Source organism: Janthinobacterium sp. PC23-8 (assembly GCF_002250505.1).
GTDB lineage: Bacteria > Pseudomonadota > Gammaproteobacteria > Burkholderiales > Burkholderiaceae_D > Janthinobacterium.
Genome location: NZ_NJGY01000003.1, coordinates 106,002 through 124,158 on the forward strand (window position 1 = coordinate 106,002; position 18,157 = coordinate 124,158).

The 18,157-nt window shown below is 67.4% G+C and carries 2 protein-coding genes; both read right to left on the bottom strand.

Features of this window, described 5'->3' with window-relative positions; genetic code table 11:
- Positions 1-269: 269 nt before the first annotated feature.
- On the bottom strand, positions 270-7,325 hold the full coding sequence (locus CD932_RS20060) for a hypothetical protein (protein ID WP_094444586.1): 7,056 nt from the start codon (positions 7,323-7,325) through the stop codon (positions 270-272).
- A gap of 28 nt (positions 7,326-7,353) precedes the next feature.
- A complete protein-coding gene (locus CD932_RS20065; protein ID WP_141213322.1) occupies positions 7,354-17,988 on the bottom strand; it encodes a hypothetical protein in 10,635 nt (3,544 codons plus the stop codon).
- Between the last annotated feature and the right edge of the window lie 169 nt (positions 17,989-18,157).

Sequence of the window (18,157 nt, forward strand, 5' to 3'; positions counted from 1 at the left end):
TAAAGGGAGGATGTGACTGGAAGCGGATTGGAGGAGGTATGGATACAGCGATAGTATGTATGCGGGCTGGCCTCGCCAAAGCAAGTATGCATACATTCTTGTAAATGCTGACTCCCATAACCGGCGCACTGCAAGGTGGCCGACGAGGCTTGCCCACTGTTCGCACTGCGAGCAGTGGGCGCCTTGCCGCGCATCCGGTTCTGTTCTTTATGACTTTACAATAATTTCCTGATGATTACTTCACTATAATATGCGGCAAAGTGAATTTTTTACCCAAAGTGAAATGATTGATCTGTCAGGCGATTGTCTTCCAGGCACTCCGGAATCCATGTCGACTGGGTCGATAAGTCCGTTTTGATCACGGAATAACCGAGTGCGTCGTCGCCAGCGTCGCTTGCTTCGTAGACAGACCAAACGAACAGGGCGCGTTTGCATAGACGGGAAGTGGGGGGCTCGCTGGCGGCTGCCGGTGGCGCGTCCAGCATGCACGTGTACATGCGTTCGGGCTGTGGCAGGCTGGCGTGTAGCACGCAAGCCGAGCGACCGGGGGCGATATCGATCAGCGAATACAAGGCGTCGGGCATCGGCAGCGAGGAAACCTTATCGATCGGGATCGCCAGGCGCGCCGGCGGCATCGCAACGTTGGCCAACAATTCCAGCAGGAGCGTGTCGCCGGGCGCCAGCCCGGTCCGGCCGCTCGACGCGCCGAGCAGCGACGGCAGCGGCAGCGCATAGGAAGTTGCCGCGTTCATGCCGATGCTGGCGTGGCGCTCGCTGGCCGGTTCGCCGACCACGAACAGCAATGCTTCTTCCACGCTGGCGTCGACGCCATGGCGGCGTACGCGGGCCGACAATGTCAGGCCGGGCGGCGCGGTGGACGCGGTCGCCGAAGGCATCGAGACCGTGGCGCGGATGACCAGGGATTCGGACGGCGTGGCGCCCGCGCGATCGGCCCATAGCGTGATCTCTGCGCGCTGGTCATCCGCGCAACTGACGACGCTGATGCCACGGGCGCTGCTGAGCGCCGCGTCATAGGCCGGATCGGCGAACAGGACGGTGATGCGGCGCACCGGCATCGGGTAGCCCTCGCCAGCAAACGGCGGAAACGCCAGCGCGGCGCGCCGCAGCCCGGCGCTTTCCAGTGTCGGTTTTCCAGGATCGGGGGCAGTCCAGCCCTGCGAACAATAGCTCACCTCGAGTACACAGGCATGTGGATCGGCCAAATAGGGCGTGCCTGGCGCCGGCAGCAACAACAGTCGGTTTCCCGGGGCGGGAATGGCATGCGCCTCCTGCGCGGCGGTTGGGGCGACGGCAAAGCTGACCAGCTCGACGGACCCGCCGGCATGGCGGATTCTGGCGCGCGCCTTGCTGGTGAAGGTCTGGAAGACGAAATCGGCCGGCGCGGCGTGCGCGATGCCGGCGCGGTTGAACACGAAGCACGTGAGCGTGGTCGCGCCGCTCCACAACGGGCGCTGGCCGGCCGCAGGCGTGGCCATGCCGTCCGGCAGCGGATTGCCGAGGAAGACGTACCAGGCGGACAGGCCATCGGCCTGCGGGTCGTCGAAAATCAATTCCCAGGCACCGTCAATGACGGTGCATGAGGTCTCGGGTTTGCCGTAGAAACCGACGGTGCGGCGCCACTGCTCCGGGCCGCCCGCGTTCGGTGGCAGCGCGGCGGGCCGAGGCAAGCGCATGCTGCGTGTTTCGGCTGGGCCGGCCAGCGCGCTGGCGGCCCAGTCATCGGCCAGCGATAGCAGCACGCGCCCGCCGCGCTCGGCCAGCGTGCCCGCGCGTTCGCCGACGTCGATGCAGTCAAGCAGCGGCGGCAGGCAGGACTGCCAGTAACTCTCGGGCGGCAGTGCAGGCTCCATGCGCAGCAGGGCCGCGCGTACGCCCGCTTCACCGGGTGCGACCGGCAAGACGCTGGTGGCGGCGTCAACTTCGCGCGGCGCGGTGTCTTCGTCTGCTTCATCGCTGATTTCAAAGACACTGCGTTCCCATTCATCCAACCAGACCGTGGGTCTGGCTGTCGATGCGGCGCCGACTGCTGGAGCGCTGATCGCGGCGCGTGCGCCTGCCAGGCGAGGCGGGCGGATGCGTCCAACAATGGCGGCCAAGCCGTCGGCGCCGGCCTGGAATGGTTGACGTGCCTCCATGTCGATCGCCATCGCGCGTTTCAGTCCGGTCAGTGCTGCCGGTTCGGGCCAAGTGCGGCGGCCGTCAGTGCGGGCCAGCTTGATGGGGCGCAATGGGCGCGTGTGTCGGGTCAGCGGCTCGTGGCCCGGCGCCGGCGGCACGACCAGTGCGAATTTGACCCGCCCGCCATGCAGTCTGCGGCGGATCAGCGCCGCCGGCGCGTTCACTTGCGTCAGCGCCCATGCCCAGCGCTCGCGGTCGCTGCCGGCCGCGAAGGTGGGCGTCAGCGCCATTGCCCGCAGGTGGTGCGCACCGGCGATGATCATGTCGAGGTCTATGGACCGCAGGGCGGCATCGGCATTGGCGGCAGCTGGGTCGACGACGTGCGGCGCCGCCGTCACGACGGTGCGCACATCGATGTTAAATGGCGCGCTGCCCGTCAGACGTACCAGTACGCTGTGCACCTCGACCGGCCGCTCGGTCGCGGCGCTGATGGCCAAGTCTGCGACGGCGCGCGCTGCCACCCCGTCCGTCGTCGGTTTGCCGAGCCGTTGATGCAGCAGGGCCAGCATGACCGAGGCGCGCGGAAACGGATGTGGCCACGGTTCTGGAAAAACGCTGTCGCCCGGTCGTTGTAGTTGTTCGACGTGCCATCCCAGCTCGCCGCCGTCGCCGTTCCACCCAGCCATCAATGCCTGGCCCGACAGCGCGTGGGCCGGCAGCGCGTCGCATGCGTGGCGCACCGTTAAGGCGACCGGCAGACTCATCAAGCCACCTGCGGCCAGAGCGGTGTCCGCATCGAGGCGCACGGGCGTCGGCAGCAGGTCGTGGCGCGACATCCTGAAAGGCGGTGGGTGCACGACGGTCAATGCTGCGGTCAGCGTCGGCGCGGCACCGCCGTCGCCAAGCGCGCCGATGAATGGCAGATGCAGCGACAGATAGCCGGCGCCGTGGCCGGCGTCGGGCGCCTCGTCGATGCGGTACAACACGCTCATTCCGCCCAATACGATCCAGTCCCCGCCATTCGCCGTCGCCAGCGCTTCAAACACATGCGGCACGAAGACGCCGGCGAAGGCTGCACCGACCTTGCGCACGCCCGCATACGGAAAGGCGGCATGCGCGTTGCTTTTGTTGCCGAGGTAGGAAGGCGTGAAGCTGTATTGCTGCGCCTTGTCGTTGACGGCTTGCGCCAGCGTGGGCGCGGCCCACAATTGCAGCGCTTGCAAGCAATGTATTTTCCGCACGGCCCCGTCCGGCCAGGTCAGCGTGTGGGTCGCTTCTACCAGCCAGCTAACGGCCGGCAGCGCCTGGTCGACCGCAGGTATCACGCCGGCTGGCGAGCGGGCCGCCAGTTGCACACCGGCGATACGATGATCGGACAGCGCAAAGATGACATCGTGGCATACCCGATAATCGACATCGAACCGGACGTCAGTGCCATCGCTCTCCGGGGCCAGCGCCGGGAGCGTCAGATCGGGCCATGGGATCAGGCAGGCAAGCGCCAGGTCGCCGTCGAAACGCAATGCGTCGTACGCGCCGGTGGCGTCGGTGGTGAGCTGGTGCGACACGCACAGAGCGCCGATGTCGAACATCAGTTCCAGATAGCAAGCGCCGATGCGCCAGTCCTCGCCCAGCGCCAGGGTCAGGGCGCCGCCCGTAAACGTGGCGTCGGCATGCGCAAAGACCGTCACCGCGCTGGTCGGCGCTTCGCCGTCCCATGCGATGCTCAGGCCGCGCCGCGAGGTGTCCGGCAGCGTGGTGCCGGCGGGTAGCGCGTTGCCAAACCAGTTCAGCAACGTGCGCACGCGGTGTTCGGCGTCCTTGCCCTGCCAGGTTTCGTCTAACGTGAGCGCTACGGCGTCGCGCAGCGTGGCGGCAACATTGATGGCGACTACGCGCCTGGCGCGCAGATCGACTGTCAGCGCTTGCAGCGCCATGCACATCGCGGGCGCATCGGGAGGCGGCCCGGACAGCGTGGCGAGCGTCTCACCAGGCGCCAAATCGAGCGCCACCGTCAGCGGCGCGCCGAAACAGCGCGCATCAAGTGCGATCGCGGTCGGGCTGAGCCGGCCCGTCGGGGCGTCGTAGGCAAGCGCCGCCGACAGCCAGGGTACGCCGTCGAGTACGCCGATCCCGTCCTCGACGGGCGCCAGCTTCCAGGCGCAGCGGCCTCCCGGCACGGTGACGGCGTGCAGCGCCAATCCCGCGCCATCGGCGAGCAGCGTGAGTTCCACGCGGTTGCGGGCGTCGTCGTTGTACCCTGCCTGGCCCAGCGTCAGCGTCCCCTCCAGCACGACGCGGCTGACCCGGTCGGCGATATCGTCGTATTCCACGCTGGTCAGCGCCGCCGGCGAGAACCACAGCAATGCGCTCACTGGCCAGGCCTCGGTGCTCGCCGCGCCACTGGCGGCCAGCACCCAGCTCCAGCTGCGCGCCAGCGGCGCCAGCCTGGGCTCGTGCGGTTCGTCGGCACGCCACACGCGCTGGCCGTCGGCCTGGCGCAGCGGCAGATCGGTCAGTGCCAGCGTCCAGGTGACGTCGGTGTCGTGCAGCGGAGCGATCGGCAACGGTGTCGCCGTGCTGAACAGGCATACCGGATCGTTGGCGGTGCCGCCTTCGATCCGCATCGGGCGCAGCGCCGGCCCTTGTGCGGGCAGCGTGCCCCACCCGACACCGCGGCCATCGATGACCGTGCCGTCCGTATCGCGCTCGGCGATACTCCAGCCGGCCAGCGCTGGAACGCCGGCGCCGCTGGCGATGGCTACCGTGGTGTCGTCATCGATCACCAGATGGCCCGACGGTCCGCTGAGCAGCGCATTGCCGCAGGCATCCCAACGCCATGCCGGCGTTGTCTGGCTGAGCTGGACACTGCCCAGACTGAACGGTTTTATGCTGACCGCGAGATCGACGTGCGCGCTGGCGCCCCAATGGCGCGGTGCGAGCAGGTGGCTGGTGACGACGGGTACGTCGGTTTGCGGTGCCGCTGGCGCGAACATGATGCTTTGCTGCGCCTGTACGGCCAGCCGCGCGTCATGGTGTTGCGCGACCATGGTGGCGAGGGCCCGACGCGTGACGGCGGTCGGGTAGCCTGGTCCCGCTGCATCGGTCTGAGGCGGAGCGCGGCCGGAGACCGGACCTGGCACCTCGGCCAGTGCCAGCGCCTCGTCGCCGATCGGCAGGCTGTAGCTGCCACCGGCCAGGTAAAGATCGGGGCGCAGCGGTCGCAGCGTGATGCCCGGCAAGGAGAGCACGACAAGATCGCGTGCCGCCGGATCGGTGCCGGCCGGCGCCACGGTGAATTGTCCTGTAGCCTGGTGCAGCAAAGTGGGCGCGAACGTGGCGACGCCCGAGAGCTGCAGCTCGGTGGTGGCGCCGTCGAACGGTGTCAGGCCGCGGCTCGCGTGCGGGCGCGGCGATCGCAGATCTGCGCGCGTGCCCGGCATGGCCGTGATCGCCGGCATGCTGGTGTGGCGGCACCAGATCCGCTGCGTGGCTGGTCCGGCGTCCGGCGCGAGCAACGCCGGGCGGATGGTCAGCAGTATGCCGTCGGCCAAGGATGGCCGTCGCGATGCGCGCTGGCTTTCTCCCGGTGCGGCTGCGTCCCAGCCGGCGCCGAAGGCCGGCGCGTGCAATGCCAGGCCGTCGCACATAAATGGCGCCGTGGCCGCGTCGGCGACATCGACGTTGCGCAGCACGAGGTCGAACATGCCATCGGGCCGGTCGTCGAATCGTGGCAGCGCGTCGTGCTGGTCGGGCGCGCGGTTGGACAGCCACGCCAGGCCGCGCAACTCGATCGCCATGGCGTCAAGCTTGATCTCCACTGCGGCGAGGGACGGCGTGGCGGTGGCGGCGATGGTCCAGGACAGCCAATAGCGTTCCGGCGCGTCCAGGCGCACGCTCCATGGCGCCTCATTGGGGACAGCTACGCTGGCATGCAATTGCTGGCGCCGCGTGCCGATCAGCACACTGCCGCTGGCGTGTCGCGCGCGCACGCTGCGGGCCATCGATGGCGGCGTGGCGGCCGACGCGCTGAACGGCAATTCAAGCCATCCCTGTGCGGTTTTCATGAAGCCGATCGGCGGCGCGCCGGCTTCGGGCGTGGTCAGGGCCGCCAGTTGCGACGCCACCTGGGCTGGCGCATGGCTCAGGTGCAGGGCGCCGGGAAAGCTGATCGATTCGCGGGCCGGCTCGCCGCCCAGGTAGCGGTAATGGATGTCGCCCGCCGGCTCGCCATCCCAGGCGGTAATCGTCAGCGTGGTGCCGTGACGGACGATGCGGCTGTCAGAGGGCGTCAGGCGCAGTACCTGTTCCGGGCCGAGCATCTGGCTTTCGGTGGGCTGGTCGGCCATCGTCGCTGTCAACAGGCCGCGCGGCAAAATCATGCTGGTCCAATCGGGTGCGAGCTTGCCGTTCGCATTTTCGACAGGCCATGCCAGCGCCGGCAGCACCGTGCCGACCTCGAACAGCAGGCGCGCCCAGGCATTGTGGCGCGTATCGTCCGCATGGCGTTGCAGGCTGCGCCAGACGGCTTGCCAGCGCGCTGTGGCGATGGCGTCCTGGCGCTCCGGCAGCAGGGTCAACGACAGCAGCCTATCCTGTGCGGTCAGTCGCACGCGCGTGTCGATGTCGTCGCTGTTGTCCGGCGGCGTGATGGCCATCGTGCAAACCAGCCCATGCCGGTCGAGTTCGACGCTGCTGCCGGGCACCATACCCGGCAGCAGCGCGACGAGATTCGCCGGCTCCTCGATCGTCAGGCAGCCCTCCGCCAGGCGATAGGCCGGCACGTTGATTTCATCGCGCAGCGCTTCTTCCGCCGGCCGGTCTGGTTGCTCGGCGAGCGGGGCGAGCCAGACACGCTGTTCGTCCTGCAAGCTGATCGTGACATGATGGCCGCACACGTCCAGAGCAAAATCCGCGCCATCCTGCGACGAGCGGACGAACAGTTCGATCAGCAGCGGGTCGGCAAACGACCGGCTGTGGCCGCCGTCCGCCACCGGCTGCATGGCGTTGCGCAACCACAGCGCGCGCAGACTTTGGCTGCCTGGCGTGGCGCCGTCGCTGGCTCCTGGATTGTCGGGAACGCGTTGACTACTGGCGTCGAGCCGCCATATCCGGCTGTCGGCGTCGGCCTGGCTGGAGATGCTGACGCGGCGCAGGCTGGTCCAGGAAGCGGCGGGTGCTGTGGCCATGGTAATTCCTTCGCTTTCAGATGATGTTTTATGTCAAGGTGATCGGCGGCAGTGACAGCGGCACCGCGTCGCCGCGCGTGGCGCGCAGACGAATGCACATGCCGCCCAGCGCGCGCTCGCGCTGGCGTTGCCTGAGCGCGGTGAGATAGCCTTGCAACACCGGATCAGCGTGCGCCTGTTGCATTGCCTGCTGGAACTCCACATCCGTCATCAATTCCGATATCAGCATGCACGGCGATGGCGCATTGTCGTCGGTCGCCGGACTTAGCGTCAGTGGTGCACCGCAGGCGGGCAGCGGCGCGCCGCTCCACACCGGTAACGTGGCGCGGTGCGCGATGCTGCCGGGCCACGGCCAGTGATGTGCCGCGATCTGCGTCAGGGCCGGCGTATAGAAAGCGGCGATCATGTCCGTCAGTCCGGTCGATGAGGCGAACAACTGCGCGACCCACGCCTGTAATGCTGCGGCCAGCGCGTCCCATGCTGGCTCGTCGACAGGCTGGGTGAACGCGAGCGTTTGCCACTCCCCGAACACGGGGAAGACCGTGCGCAGGCACTCGAGTGCCGCACGCATCGGCTCGCCGACGACGGCCAGGACGTTCCAGAGTTGCGGTACGCCGAAAACCAAAGTATCGGGGACGGCGGCGCCGCCCAGTTTCTTCAGCAAGACCTCGATCCAGTGGCCGTTCCAGCCGCCGGGTACGCGCAGATGGTCGTTACGCAGGTAGTCGGCGCCTGCCAGCGCCGCGCGCAACGTGGCGAGGCCATCGTTCGTCAGTGGCAGCACGGCGCTGTACGGCGCCAGGGTGATTCGCAACGGATAGTTGCCAGTGCTGTCTGGCGTCAGCGAGCAGTCGCAGGCGACGCTCCAGTCGCCGGCCAGTTGCAGCACCTGATAGACTGCTTGCGGTTCGGCGTCGGCGGCGCAAGAGCGCTGCGGCGCGCGCGCGATGCGCGCCAGCGGCATGATCGTTTTGCGTGGCCGCAGCGGCGTTTTTGCGCCTTCCAGAGCGAGGTCATAGACCACCAGTGGATCGGGAAGGTTGGCGAGCGGCCCGGCCCAGTGCTCTGCGGTACGCTCGTCGGTGGTGTCGCGGTTGCGCAGCGCGCCCATCGTCAGCGCGATGCAATGGGCGCGCGCCGCCGCCGGGGTGCGCTCGACGACGTCGAGCCGGATGTCCGGCTGGTCATGATACCGGGTCCACGGATGCCCCGCGACCAGTGTCAGCTTGCCGTCGTCAATGCTGACCAGGCGTACGGGTGCATCGCTCAGGCGCGCGGTCGTCACCTCCGACACCGCGCGACCGGCGGCCACCGAGACGGCGATGGTGTGCAGGTACCAGTGCGGCAGGTGGCTGAGCATGCGCGTTTTCGAACGCACCGGCAGCGCGATACCCTGGCCTCGCAGATATCGCAGCACCGTGTCGACACCGGTCGGCGCGGCATCGTTGCCGAAAGGGGCCGCAATGCGCCTGGGCGGCTCGGCGAGGGCATCGGCCTGGCCGGCGCGCAGGCACCAGTCGACATCGCTGACCTGTAACAGGTGGCTGGAGCGGCTGCCGGCGAAGGAGAGTCGCCGCGCCACGCCGGTATTGGCTTTTGACAGGCGCAGCTCGGGATGGTCGGGCAGTACCGCGACCAGTTGCGCGCCGTCCTGCTTGCCCAGCCGGATGAACCCCTCGGCGCGTAGCTGCTGCGCGTCGTACGCTGGCGGGCTGGCCGCCGACGTCGCGTCTTGCTCGCGTTCGTAGACGGGCGGGTCGTCGTCCTTCCACCACCAGACGGTGTCGCCGATGCGCCCGGCCGGCACCACAGCCGGTGGCGTGAGTGGCGCGGTGCGCCGCAGCGTGCATTTGGCGTGGGCCGGCATGCCGACGACGGCGTCGGTCGAGAACGCCATGTGCGCCGCACGCCGCGTTGTGAAGACATCGCCATGGCCGGCCGCCGTCAGCAGCTTTTCATAACGCCATTGTGGCAGGATGCTCCATTCGCGGCGGTGCGCATAGCCGTCCGCCTCCATCATGTTCAACGACAAGCAGCCGTCGGCATCCTGCGCCAGCCGCACCGGTTCTCCCCGGTCCGGCGCCGCCCAGGCCAATTGCGGCCAGTCGATGTCGATCCCGCAGTCGGGCGCATAGTCGAAGAAGCGTGCGGTCCAGCCGGCCCACTGTTGGGCCAGCAGCGCCTTGGCGGCGGGATCAGTGGCCAGGTTGGGCAGGCGCAGCGCACGCGCGACCGTTGTCAGGAATTTGGCGACGCTCGCTTGCAAAGGCGCATCGAAGTCGGTGCGCTCAGGCGTCAACCAGCCGTTCCAGGTCGGAAATTGGCCGAAGGCGTCGACTCCGAGCAGATTGTCGGGATCATCCTGCGCCGGTGTCATGGCGATGCCGGGAAGGTTGTCCGCTAAGCCGGGCACATCGGTTCCCAGGCTCGGCGCGCGCAAGACGACGGTGTGCCCGATCCGCTTGGTTTTTGCCGTCTCGGCGACCAGCACGTCGTTCAGTGATTGATGGTCCAGAGAATAGATGAGGCCCGACTCGATCACCTTGGCGACGCAGCCGGGTTGGTGGGTGCTGGATGCTTCTCCCGCCGAGATGCGCCGGACACGGTATGCGAGGTGTTTGATGATGGCCGGACGCAGCGAGATGCGCAGCATCGCCAGCGCCGGCGCGGCGCCGGTGCCGTCGCCGGCATCGTCGCGGGCGTCGAAGCGCAGGCGCCGCGTCAACCCGTCCGGTTGCAGCAGCACTTCAACAAACAGCCGCCGCATGATCTGCTTTTTCAAGGTCGCGTCGGTGGCGGCCAGTTCCGGATACAGGCCGGCTGCACTCACGTCCCGCAGGGCCGCATCCAGCTGGTGCTGAAGTTGCAAGGCATCGATAAAACTGTCGCGTTCCGTATCGAACAGGCGCACCGTTACGCCCAGGCCGAGGCGATCAAGGATGGCCCACCCGCGCGGATCGGCGCCGGGATCGGCTGCGCTCAACAGATCCTCCAGGGTGCGCGCGTCGAGCACTGGCGCGGGCCGACGGTCCAGCTCGTACAGCTGGCGCGCGCCGGCGTCGGCGCCCGGCCGGCGCATGCGCGCCAGCACCGCCTCGATCATCGGATGCAGTTCGCGATCGAACGGCATCGGCACCACCAGCGGCGCCAGCGCGAAGGGCTTGTCGCTGCCGTCGGCGCCGGTGTAGGTCCAGCCAGGCGTCAACTGGAAGGCCCAGCCGGTATGCCCGGCGTCGGTCGGCGGCACCCAGCGCAAGCCTCGCAATGCGGTGCGCAGGTCCCTGGCCAGCGACGTCGTGTCCGTGACGCTGCCGCTATCGTTGCGCAAGGTCTTCGGGCCTTGATACGTCAACCATGCGGTCCCGGCGTCCAGCGTCCATGTCGCTTGGCAGCCGGCCCCGGAGGCGCAGGTGAACGCGATATCGTTGACGGCGATGTCGTCCTGGAGCATCGCCAGCACGATACGGTCGGGCGGGCCGTTTACGAGCAAGCCCATGATCAGCTCGGAACTGGGTTCGGGCAGCAATTCCACGCGCAGCAACGGCGCCGGCCAGTCGAGATAGGATTCGGCGTCCGAATACCAGGTACCGCCGGCCACGCGCTTGGCCCGGTCGCTCGGATAGTGCGCCTGCCATTTGCGCGGATCGCCCACCGCTGCCGGTGTCAGGGCCGCCTGATCGGGCGCGAGCAGACTGGCCGACAGCAGCGCGACGGCGTCCGGGCGACCAGGCGCGTCGCGGTCACGCATGAAAATTTCGAAACCGGCGCGCAGGCGGTAGCGCGCCGCCGTCGTCGCGTCCAGTCCGGACGGGAGCACGTTCCAGCGCAATGTGGTCAGCGCCGCGAACGCCGGGTCGGGCACATTGTCGCCAGGTTGCGGGCCGGGCGTGAACTGGCAGCGTGGCGGCAGATCGAGCCGGGCGGCCCGCCCGCCCTGTGCCGACAGGTCTTGCCAGACGACGGCGGCGAGCACCGGGTCGTCCGGTTGCGGCAGGCGTACCAGTTCCAGCGCATCGACGCGGCTCAGACGGCGCGCGGCGCCGTCGGCGCGGACGATGGCCACCGTCAACTCGAACGGCAGCAGCACCGAGTTGGCGACGTCGCGCTCGTTGTCGCGCCATACCGCCTGGACGTACAACCGGAACGCGCGGGGCGTCGTGGTGTCGCGCAGGGCATGCATCAGCTCGCCGAGGCGGGCAGGATTGCCCAGCTTGTCCAGTTCCGCCGTCTCGTCGCCGTTGCCATGAGGGAACGACAGGCGCTCGCCGACCGCAAAATCGACAGTCAGGTCGCCGGCCTGCACGGTGCGCTCGGCCGCCAGGCCGGCGCCCAGCGGGCGGGCGCTTTCGCCGTCGGCGCCATAAAAGCCTGCGGGGACGATCGCCTCGCCGCGCAGCACCACGCGCCAGAAGCGCTGGTGGCGGCCGGCATGGCTGTCGTCAGGCTGGTCGCCCGCTTCGATGCGCGCTTCAAGCTTGATGGCCTGTGTGGCAGGGTCGATCACCAGCACGGCGATGGCGCGTTTGATCGGCACCACGACCGGCTGGCCGCGGCGTTCGATGATGAAGTCGCTGCAAGGGACGCCGCGCGTGCCGCTGACGCACACTGGCACCACGCTGTAGCGCACGACGACATCAAAGGCCGGATTCGATAGCGCGGCACGCTCGGCCGGGCTGATGTCGGCAAATTCATCGGTGTACTGCCATGGATTGCGCTGCACGACGCGCCGTGCCGCGCCGCCGGCGGGCGCGTTGTCGTACACCAGCAGGTCGGCGCGCTTGGCAGTGATGGGCGCGGCGTCGGGGCCTGGCTTGCCGTCGATCTCCAGCCAGCGCGTCACTTCGTAGTGCTGGACATAGTGTTCTGGTTCGATCTGGCTGGCCGGCCAGACCAGGTCCCAGTCCAGATGCACCTTGTTGTCTTCGAACGCGACGCGGATGGCGTCGAAGCGCGGCGTCCGATAAGCGAAGGTGCGCTCCGGAGGGTTGAATATCCGGCATGTGACGGGTTGCGACAACTGCTCAAGGATACGTTTGCGCAGGCGCGCGCCGTCGCAGCACGCGAGCATGGCGCGCGGCACCAGCAGCGTCAGGCCTAGGCGGGCGATGTGGGCTCGCGGCGGCACCACCCCGTCGGCGCCCAGCTGGAACAAGTCGGAGATGAAGGCTTGCAGCAGAAAGTCGCGCGATTCGTGGCAGCGGCGGTCAGCTGGCGTGACTGCGATCAGCGCCTGGTTGTAGGCGCGCTCCTGGCTGGCGTAGCTGGCCTGCTCGCCGACGGGTGCCTGCCTGGCCACAGCGCCGGGCACGCCCATCGCGGCCCGCGCCAACGGTTCGCGGTAGCGCTTCTGCGCGCTAGTGTCGACATCGGCGAGTCTGGCGGCGTGGGTGCGAAAAGCGCTGAAGAACAGCCCGCTCAGCTGCGCCAGGCCGGTATGGTCGGCCGGCACGCCCGGTTGCGCGGCGCCGCCGTTCGGGGCGGTCGACGCGGCAAACGGCAACGTGGCCTTCCATTCGACGCGGGTGGGCAGCACGGTTTCGCCAGTGGCCGAGCGTTGCTCCTGCCAGCGGTTGTCGGAGAAAATGTAGAACGCATGCGCGGCGGCGTCGGCGAGCAGCGTGATTTCATGATCCGGCCCGGCGTCAACCGGAGCCACGCCGCCGGCGGGCGGCTCAGGCGGCGCTGCGTAGAACGATCCGCGTTGTGCCGCCGCGTCGGCGGCGGGCGCCGCCTCGAGCGGCAGGAAGCTCAGGTAGACCCAGTCGGTGGTGTTGACCATGTGTCCCGGCGGCAGTGCGGCGGGAACGACCGTGAGCGCCGTGAGGACGATATGGAAGTCGCCTTCGGCGATGTCGACGCTGGTATCGTGGTCGTTCCTGGGCGCGATATCGGCGGGCAGCGGATCCTCGTGTGGCTGCGCGGCGGCCGGGCCATTGTTGTCGGGTACGCCCGGTGGCGGCGCGGTGACGGCGTGGCGCGCTTCCAGGCGCTCGCGGCCCGCGTCGGCGGCGGCCTGGTTGCGGGCGTCCTGTTGCGGCAGCGATGGCGTGGTGGCCGGCAGGTCGAGTGTCAGGCCCAGATCCATGAAGCGGCCGACCCGCTGGGCGGCCTGGTCGACTACGCCGGGAGAGATGCCCAGGCCGACTCCGACGCTGAGCGTGCAACCGAAGATCGACACGACCAGCTGGGCGCGCATGCGCGCGCCCATGCTGGCGTCGCCGAGCAATGCCATTTCGCCCACCACCGAAATTTGCAGTGTCATCGCGAACGCGATGTGGATGGTGATTTTGCATAGCCATGCGTCGATCTCCAGCCAGGCGCAGATGCGGAACTGAATGTTGACGTTCAGCGCATACAGGGCGTAGTAGAGCGAATTGGCGACCCTGCGCGCGTCGAGGTAGCCGATCAGACGCGCGGCGATGGTCGCCAGCACCGACGCGCTGACGGCGACGCCGACACAGCCGGCGTCGAGCCGGCCTTCGAGCGCGAAATCGAGTTGGCCTTCCAGGTTCAAGGCGGCCAGCACTGCGTCGTCGCAGACCCGGAAGATCGCGCCGCCGGCCACGCTCAGATGCACGCCGGCGATGTTCTTGCTCCATCGGATGCGGTTCGGCCACCCGAACTCCGCGTGCAACAGGCCGGGTCGCATATAGATGATGGCCTCGTAGTCGATATCGGTGAGGGCGCTGCAGAACTCGGCCGGCAGGCCCAGGCGCGGGCCGACCTCGGCGCCGCGATTGCTTTTGAGTCGCGCCAGGAATTCACAACGCGACGCCGATAGCAGCACGTAGCCGTACATCGCCTGCTTGCCGCTCAGTGGGTTCTGACCAACCTGGCGGCCCTTGTCCCAGTCGCGGTAGTTGTACCCCAGCCACAGTGTGGCCTTCATGAAAAAGCTGTCCTCGCGCAGCGCCGCCACCGCTTCAAGGATAAAGACGTTGGGCAGATATTCCTCCTCGTCGGGTTTCCAGGACAGCGGCTCGGCTTGCGACGATGCGCTGCTCATGGTCAGCAGGATGCGCGCGGCGACGGTCAGCTTCATGTCGTTGGCGTCGGTCGGCAAGGTCCAGTGCGCCAGCTTGGACAATTCACCCGATGAGAGCCCCAGCGTGTCAAGCGATTTGATCAGTGCGGGCAGGCTGTCGGCGGCGTCGATCGCGACAAATTCGACCAGCGTGAAGCCGTAGCCCATGCCCAGCCCAGCCTCGCGCAGGTAGATCGGTACGGGGCCGACCTGGAAATAGTAACTGAGGTGCTGCGCTTCGAGGAACACGAACCATGCCCGCACCGGACCGCGCGCCGCTGTGGCCTGCACTTCGACAAAACCAAACGCGGCGGCGACGGCCGGCAGGCCCTGAATCGCCACCCGACCTTGTCCCATGAAGCCCTTGGCGGCAATCGCCGGCACTTTGCTCACGCTTTGCAGCAAGGCGTTGCCAACGCTGCCGTCGACGGCCACCACCAGGCCATCGATTTCGACACTGGCGCCGAAGCGCAGTGCCACGCCCAGTCCTTCGCAACGCAGGCGCGGCAGCCACTGGCCGGCGGCCGGCACGGCCAGGTGCAACAGATGACAGTCGATCTCCGCGCTGACCACGTCGCCCGCTTCGGCAAAAAAGATCTGGCCGCCAACCAGCAGTGCTGGCGGATGGTCGTCGAATAGCTGGTCATGCGGCATGAAGCCGATGCAGCGCACCTGGAATCGGAACAGTTCGAATACCCTGGCCTCGAGCGGCGTGTCGAGCGCGACGATGAACGACAGGTTCAGTCGTTCCAGCGCGCGTCGTACCACTTCGGAGGCGCCGGCGATCGGACAATCGGTGAAGCGCAATTCGAGGCCGGCCAGTTTGCCCAGCAGGCTGCCGGATAACTCGGCTGCTTGCGGCTTGAATGTGGCCCCGCCGCTGACAAAGGCGCAAAAGTGCAGGTTGCCAGCGTCCTCGAAGACGCGCACCGACACGGCGCTGAGCGTCAGCATGAAATGGGTGTTCTCGCAGCGCACAGGCTGATCCTTGCGCGCCAGTTCCATGCTGCCGTCGAGCAGTCCGATCGTGCCGTCCGTGCGTGCGCCAAAGGCCAGATGCAGGGCCACATCCACATTGCCGAGCAACGCCGGTGGCAACTGACCGGTGGCGTCCAGGTTGAAATCGGTGATGCGCCCGCCGCTGACGGCGATCCTGGCGGCCTGGAAAGTGAACTCGACGTCCAGCCCATTGAGCTTGATGGTGCTCGGCCCGTCGAGCACGGCCTCAAGATCGATGCCTGCGTTGTGCATGACGAACCGACCGACCCGAAAGTCGAGCGGCGGACCATCGCCGCTCAGCTGCGAAAATGCCAGCCGCAGCTGCCAGCCGTCGCCGAGCATCAGGCGGGTATCGCCGCCGCGCAGGTCGAGTACCAGCCGGTCGCCCGGCGTGGCTCCGGGTACCTGCAAGAAGGTCGCCTGCATGCCGAGCAGGTCGAAGCTGTGGTCCGGGTTGAATCCGAGCGCGCCGGCCTTGACGTTGAGGGTCAGGCTGCGTGCAGCCAGTTCCAGCACCAAGGTGGACTTGATGGCGGTGTCGAGCACTTTCACGGTGACGCCGGCCTCGGTGCTGAAGACGCCATGCTCAAGCGTGATTTGCCGGTCCGTGATCTGATCGATCTGCATGTATTGTTTCAGTTGGCCGACAAGCCCCTGGACGCCAGTGCCCGGGGCCTGGTTCCTGGGGGCCGCCAGGAATGGCAGGATGCGATGCCCGATGTCGGAGAAGGATGGAAATGTCGCGCGCACCGCTGCCACGCCGGACAGCTCGACCAGCTGGCAAGGCGCGAACGTCACAGACGCCTGGCCGAGTGCCGGCAAAGGGTCGTGCAGCGCCTGCAGGAACACCGGTTCGCCGTTGCGGATGCCAAATGGGATCACGCTCAGGCGCGCTGCGGTGCCGGCCGGCGCGGTCGTTTGCGCGACGCCGATGGTAATCAATCGGTCGGTATCGGCGCTGCTTGTGGATTGCTGTTGGTCAATGGCGCTGGCCGCGTGCTCGACATCGCCGCCGCCGAACCACAAGTCGGTTCCCAGCGTGAGTATGTCGACGCCAGCGCCGGCGCCGACGGTGGCGATCAGATATGCGTCGCGCGCGCCGGCGCGCAGGTCGAACAGCAGCGCCAGATCGGCCCCGGCCGGCGTGCGCAGGAAGCAGGCGGACGTGTCGAACACGACGTCGCTGGTGTTGTTGACACTGCGACACATGCACACCAGTACCTGCTGCAACGCGGCGCTGCGGCTGTCCAGTACCAGCGTGATGTCGAGCGCGGTCAGCGCGTCCCTGCCGCTGCGCAGCAGCGTGCACAGCGCGCGCAGTCCGGCCGCGACGACAGCGGCCAGGCCGGTGGCGCCGCTCGCGATGGCTGCCAGCAATTCGCCGACGATGTCTGCCAGCGGTGCCATGTCGGGCACCTGGGTGAACGGCAAGCGCAGTGACACGCTGGCCGGCAATGCGGCGTTTTTCAGCAAGCCGCCAAGCAATTGCATCGGCGTGGGCGCCAACAGCGTCACGCTCGTCTGCACAGGGATAGGTTCGCCATGGAAGGTAACGTGATCGACAAAATTGTCGTTCTCGAACGGTTGGACGATGTCGACGGTGATGAGATGGTCGGGTGCGCTGGCCGGCGCCATGCTGCACGTGTAGCGCAGGGCGCCGTGCACCATCAGAGTTGGGGTGGTCGTCAGCTCAAGGCGCAGTTCGCCTGCGCCTCGTTGATAGCCAATGCCGGTGAGCGGCGCCGACAGCGGGGTCTGGTTGGGGGCTGCTTCCCATGTCAGTCGCAACGGGTCCGGCCACAGGCCGGTGATCGCCAGGGTGCCGTTCTCATACACCAGCGCGGGCGACCCGAGGTCGAATGACGCCGTGGCGTCGCTGACCTTGATCGCCGCGTCCGTGACCGTGATGGAGACCGTCACCGCGCCGGTGTCCGCGTGCAAGGTAACTGAAGAATGGATCGGGCCGTGGATCACGGTGAAGGGAATGCCGGGCACGGCAGGCAGGTGAAAGTCGAACGGTGCATCTGGGTTGCAAGCGGCCGTTTGCCAGTCGAAGCCGGCAAATTGCAGCGCGGGAAATTGAAAGCCGAGTTCGGGCAAGCGCAGTGCCATGGTCGGTATCGCGCCTTGCGCGTCGATGCGCATTTGCCAGGCCAGGCGCGCGCGCAAGGCCGAGCCAAGGATATTGGCGTCGCACTCGCCAGCGATGTCGAGTTGCATTTCCAATGCCGCCGACGCCATCGATCCGCCAAGACAGGCGCCGATGTCGCACGTGACGCGAGCGACGATGGTTGCGACGCCAGCCGGGAAAATCGTGGCGCCGCAGAAACGCTGCTCTGCTTCGAGCACGAAGGCCGCATGCGATAGCGCGTTGACGGTGGCGCGCCAGACATCTTCGGTCAGCGAGTTGAATGCTTGCTGTTGCGTGCTGATCAGTTGTCGCAATTGCGCCAGCGTCATCAGGTGATCGTCGACCACCAGCATCGGATCGAGTGGAATCGGTGGTGCCAGAGTCAGACTGAGGGCCGTTTCGGGCGCTTGAGCGTAGCGGACGTGCAACCGCACGATCGTGTGATCGGCCCCAATGTCGGCCTCGAGGCTGGGCGACATGGTGTTCTGGTTCGAGGGAATGATGATCACGACGGCTCCATGACAGTCGGTGCGGCAGCGTGACATGGCACGCGAGGTCGCGACCATGCGGAATGGAAAACAGGAAAATCGGGCATGCCGATTGCGAACCAAAGCGTTACGAGACCCATCCGTTGGCGCAAAAATCATTATTACTTTTTTAATGGATGTGATGGATTAT